This window comes from Phyllobacterium sp. P5_D12 (assembly GCF_054049495.1).
In genome coordinates this window covers 1-4,616 of sequence record NZ_JBFUMG010000365.1, presented here as the reverse complement: position 1 = coordinate 4,616, position 4,616 = coordinate 1, and the positions used below count along the sequence as shown (strand labels likewise).

Here is a 4,616-nt window from a genome sequence, read left to right as displayed (position 1 = left end):
TACCTATATCCGGCGTTTTATTTTCGACTTCATCGAAATACTGACCCCCGAGCTCACCCCTGAACACGTGCGCTCAACCCTTCGCGGGCGCGAGCAGGAGCAGATAACGAAATAGGGTCGACTGGCAGCATTAAGACCAGCGCAGCATGGCATTCCCTTTTGCAAGGCTTCACTGAATGCAACTGCCGGCCTGGCAACTCAGTATGCTGCAAACGAATACTACTATCGGAAATCAGGCTTTGCCTCGGTGCATTGCGATTAATAAGCTTTGCTCAATGATAAAAAGATATGGGAGGAATACATGTTTGCCTATCGCAGCCAAATCGCCAGTCTGGCACTAACCGTATTTACTGCCTACACCGTGCCGGCCTTTGCACAAGCAACGGACTATCCCAGTGAGACCGTCAAGATCATCACTCCATTTGAAGCTGGGGGTGGGACCGATATCGTCTCCCGCCAGTTGGCGCATAAGCTTGAAGGCCTGTGGAACAACAATCCGGTGCTAGTTGAGAATAAGGCCGGAGCCAATGGGAATTTAGGCACCGATATCGTGGCGAAGTCCAAGCCAGATGGTTATACGCTGCTTCTCACGACCAATGCCACTATCGTCATCAATCCTCAGCTGTTTGGAGACCAAGTCAAGTATGACCCGGTAAAGGATCTGGCGCCGGTCTCGATGCTTTCGGCCCTCCCATTTGTGTTTCTTGTGCCGCCCTCGTCCCCAGCCAAGACAATGGAGGAATTCATCGAGATGGCGAAGAAGACCCCTGGTAAGCTGGGCTGTGGTTCATCGGGCGTCGGTGGCGGCGCCCATCTGGCGCTGGAAATGTTGAAAGCCCGCGGGGGGCTGGATATTACGCATGTGCCCTATAAGGGAACCGGTTCATCGATCACGGCGCTGCTTGGCGGCCATATCGATTGTTTGTTCGTGTCAATCCTGAGCGCCTCGCCATACATCAAGCAGGGCCAACTTCGTCCGCTTGCTGTTAGCAGTCTGAAGCGAAACGCATCCCTGCCGGATACACCGGCGGTTGCCGAATTGCCTGGCCTAGACGGCTTTGAATCGGACCTCTGGTATGGTCTGTTGGTTCCTGCTGGCACCGATAAGGCAATCATCGATAAAATTCACGACGGTGCCAAAGCCATGATCGACGACCCTGATTTCCGCAGCAAGTTCGAGCCGACAGGTGCGGTTCTCGTCGGCAATACCCCGGAAGAGTTCTCCAAACAGATCGAGGGAGACATCAAGAAATGGACACAAGTGATCAAAGATTCGGGCGTCGCTAACCAGCTCTAAAGTCGCGCAGTCTGACCGAGAATTGAAACGATCCGCACGGCTTGGGAMTTGCGGATCGATCGGCAGAGCTTACCAAAATACCCACAAATTGCATGGAGTTGACGTGAAACACGAATCTATATCCCGCGTCTGGCCAGGTGATATCTTTGATGCGCTCAAGAAAGCGGATGTGAAGCAAGTCGCCTACGTTCCCGATGCCGGACATATCGAACTCATAGCGAGCTGTACGGGCGATCCGGATATCACAGCAGTCTCGCTGACGACGGAAGAAGAAGGCATCGCAATGCTTGCCGGGGCTTGGCTCGGCGGTGACCGCGGCGCTCTCTTGATGCAGTCATCAGGTGCGGGAAACTGCATCAACATGCTGAGTGTTCCACTCCACTGCCGCATGCCCCTGCTTATGATCGTCACGATGCGTGGTGAGTGGGGTGAGTTCAACCCGTGGCAACTGCCCATGGGTCAAAACACCGAACGGGTATTCCAGGATATGGGGGTCTATGTCCAGCGCGCCAATCACGCGGATGAGGTTGGGCAGGTCGTCTATGCCGCGTCCCAACTCGCCTTTTCTTCTAACTGCGTTGTAGCGGTTCTTCTCAGCCAGCGCCTCCTCGGCTTCAAGGACTGGAGTAAATAATGATGACCGACAGGAAAAAAGGCACGCTCGATCGACGTCACGTCATGAGGACCATTGTCGCGCAAAGAGGCGATACGCTCATGGTCACGGGACTTGGATCAACCACCTACGATGCGGGTACAGTTGATCATCCCAACACGTTTTGCCTCTGGGGTGGCATGGGTGCAGCGGCCATGACGGGTCTTGGACTGGCACTTGCCCAGCCGGACCGCCGGGTGCTGGTCATGACAGGGGATGGAGAGGCGCTTATGGGTCTCGGAGCTCTCGCGACGATTGGGGCGCAACACCCCAGGAATCTCGCCATCGCCGTCATAGACAATGAACACTATAGCGAAACTGGAATGCAGGCGACGCATACTCAACGCGGCGTCAGCCTTGCTGCGGTAGCCCAAGCCTGTGGCTTCACCCAAAGCGAAACCATTTATACCGAAGCAGAGCTTGAAGCCTTGGTGCCAAAGCTTTTCGGTGCCGAGGGACCATTTTTCGGTGTCATCAAGGTCAATACCCAGCGCTATCCCATGTCAATCCGCGTGCGTGACGGTGCCTATCTGAAGGACCGGTTTCGCGAAAGTCTGCTCGGGGCGGAGCGCGCTTATTACTAGGTCGGGAAGAGGCAATGTCGCTAAACAGGGATTGGAAAGTGGTACTTGCCGGGGAGTGCATGATTTCCCGGCCGTTTTCGGTCTACGAAGAACCCGAGTTTCTCGGTGTTCTTGATTTACTCCGCAGTTCGGATGTCGCTTATGCGCATCTGGAAATGAATTTCGGAGATGCGGACGATCTGGATTGGGCCTCGCGCGGGGATTGGGTGGCGAGCTACATGATCGCTGAGCCCAAACTCGCGGCCGAACTCAAAACTGCCGGTATCGATCTGCTTTCGCTGGCGCACAACCACAGTTTCGATTTCGGCGCACCCGGATTGCTAGCGACAATCCGGCATTGCCGTGAAGCCGGATTTGCTTGTGCTGGGACCGGGCGGGACCTCGAGGAAGCCCGCGATCCGGCCTATCTTGAAACACGAAAGGGCAGGGTTGCCCTCGTTTCCGTCAGTTCCGGCAATAAGGCCTATGAGTGGGCCAGCCATCCAAAGGCACAGTTGCTCGGACGCCCAGGGGTCAACCCGCTCCGGGTGACGATGAAATACGAGGTAGACGCCCAGGCCGCCGACCAATTGCAACGCGTTGCCAGACAGCTTGGCATAGGCGGCAAGCGCGAGAGTGATGCAGGAGAGGAGATTGCCTTCAATTTTCCCGGCGATCAATCGACGCGTACATCCGCGAGATTTATTCGCGGAGAAAATTTCAAGGTTTCGAGTGAGTGCCATCCCCGCGACCTCGAAGGAAATCTACGATCCGTAGACGAGGCAGCTACCATGGCGGATCTCGTGATGGTCGCCCATCACTTCAATATTTCCGAAGGGCCGCGAAGCGATAATCCTCCGGGATTTGCAAGGCAATTTGCCAAGGCGGCCATCGATGCGGGAGCGGACATTTATATTGGCCATGGCTGGCATAAGACGCTTGGAGTGGAGATTTATGGCGGCAAGCCGATTTTCTATGGGATCGGCAATTTCATCGCCCAGTCGGAGTTTGTGCGCCAGGTGCCTTACGATAGCTATGAAGCCTGGGATCACGATGTCGACCGACTGCCGACGTTGACACCAGCTGCCTATCCACTCCATCCCGGCCTCGATCTTGTTCCCTGGTGGAGTTCGGCAGTGATCGAAATGGCCTATGACGGCGATGGCCTGCGGGAAATCCGCTTTCACCCAGTCGAAATGGGTCGCCAGGCAACATCCGACGGAACGATAACCCGGCGGACCGGCAAAGGCTCGCATGCCCTGACTGAGGGACGCCCGTTCTTGGCCGATGCAGCGAATGCTGAGATTGTACTAAAGCGCCTCAAAAAACTTTCGGCGCCGCTTGGTACAATGATCGACATAGAGGACGGCATCGGCGTTATTCGGCTTTGAGATAATGCCATTTCTTTCCCAGACAAAGGACACCCGATGGACAGCGCGACGATACGAAGTCATGCGCACGAATTGATCGAGTTCGTGCAGGATATCAAGCTTGATGAAATTCCGGCGGCGGTAACGGCGCAAGCGAGAATTTGTCTGCTCGAAGCGCTGGGCTGCGGTGTTTTCGGGGCAACTCAGCCCTGGTCGCGCATTCTGGCCGATGAGATCGTTTCCGAAGGAACGCACGGAATAAGCGCCATTATTGGTCGCGCCGACCGCGTGGCGGCTCCAGGTGCCGCTTTGTGCAATGGCACGGCCATTCACGGTTATGAACTTGATGATCTCATTGCGGAATCGGTTACCCATCCTGGTGCTGCGGTGATCCCGGCTGCTCTTGCCGCGGCTGAGGCGGTCAATGCCAGCGGCGCAAAGCTCCTGGAGGCAATTATTGCCGGCTATGAAGTAATGCACCGCATCGGTCTTGCCGTCGGGGCCGAACCGTCCCGCCGGGGCTTTCATGTTACCAGCCTGGCAGCGCCGGTGGCCGCAGCCACCGCAGCAGGAATTGTGATGAACCTGTCCCGCGACCAGCTCCTTTCTTCGATTGGATTAAGCTGTTCGGCGGCCTCGGGTATCAAGAGCTTTGCCATTGGCAAGGGCGGCGGCATGGTAAAGCGGTTGCACCTCGGACGTGCCGCCGAGGCTGGCGTGCGTATGGGCCAGCT

At 56.2% G+C, this 4,616-nt stretch carries 5 protein-coding genes; all 5 read left to right on the top strand.

Translation table 11 applies throughout. The annotated features are described in order from the left end of the window. Positions 1-301 precede the first annotated feature (301 nt). Positions 302-1,297 carry a Bug family tripartite tricarboxylate transporter substrate binding protein gene (locus tag ACXJ5O_RS19490; RefSeq protein ID WP_457301340.1) on the top strand — a complete coding sequence of 332 codons (996 nt, stop codon included), beginning with the start codon at positions 302-304 and terminating at the stop codon, positions 1,295-1,297. Between the two features lie 103 nt (positions 1,298-1,400). After that, a complete protein-coding gene (locus ACXJ5O_RS19485; protein WP_457301339.1) occupies positions 1,401-1,931 on the top strand; it encodes a thiamine pyrophosphate-binding protein in 531 nt (176 codons plus the stop codon). After that, the gene (locus ACXJ5O_RS19480; protein WP_457301338.1) at positions 1,931-2,533 is read left to right on the top strand and encodes a thiamine pyrophosphate-dependent enzyme; all 603 of its coding nucleotides are present in this window, start codon (positions 1,931-1,933) and stop codon (positions 2,531-2,533) included. Before ACXJ5O_RS19485 ends, ACXJ5O_RS19480 begins: the two co-directional genes overlap by 1 nt. Positions 2,534-2,547: 14 nt before the next feature. Then, positions 2,548-3,903: a CapA family protein gene (locus tag ACXJ5O_RS19475; protein ID WP_457301337.1), complete on the top strand. Its 1,356-nt coding sequence runs from the start codon at positions 2,548-2,550 to the stop codon at positions 3,901-3,903. Positions 3,904-3,939: 36 nt separating this feature from the next. Then, a partial coding sequence (locus ACXJ5O_RS19470) for an MmgE/PrpD family protein (RefSeq protein ID WP_457301336.1) occupies positions 3,940-4,616 on the top strand: 677 nt, incomplete at its 3' end.

Coding starts and splice junctions, on each gene's coding strand:
- ACXJ5O_RS19475 (WP_457301337.1), top strand. CDS start 2,548: ATGTCGCTAAACAGGGATTGGAAAGTGGTACTTGCCGGGGAGTGCATG.
- ACXJ5O_RS19490 (WP_457301340.1), top strand. CDS start 302: ATGTTTGCCTATCGCAGCCAAATCGCCAGTCTGGCACTAACCGTATTT.
- ACXJ5O_RS19480 (WP_457301338.1), top strand. CDS start 1,931: ATGATGACCGACAGGAAAAAAGGCACGCTCGATCGACGTCACGTCATG.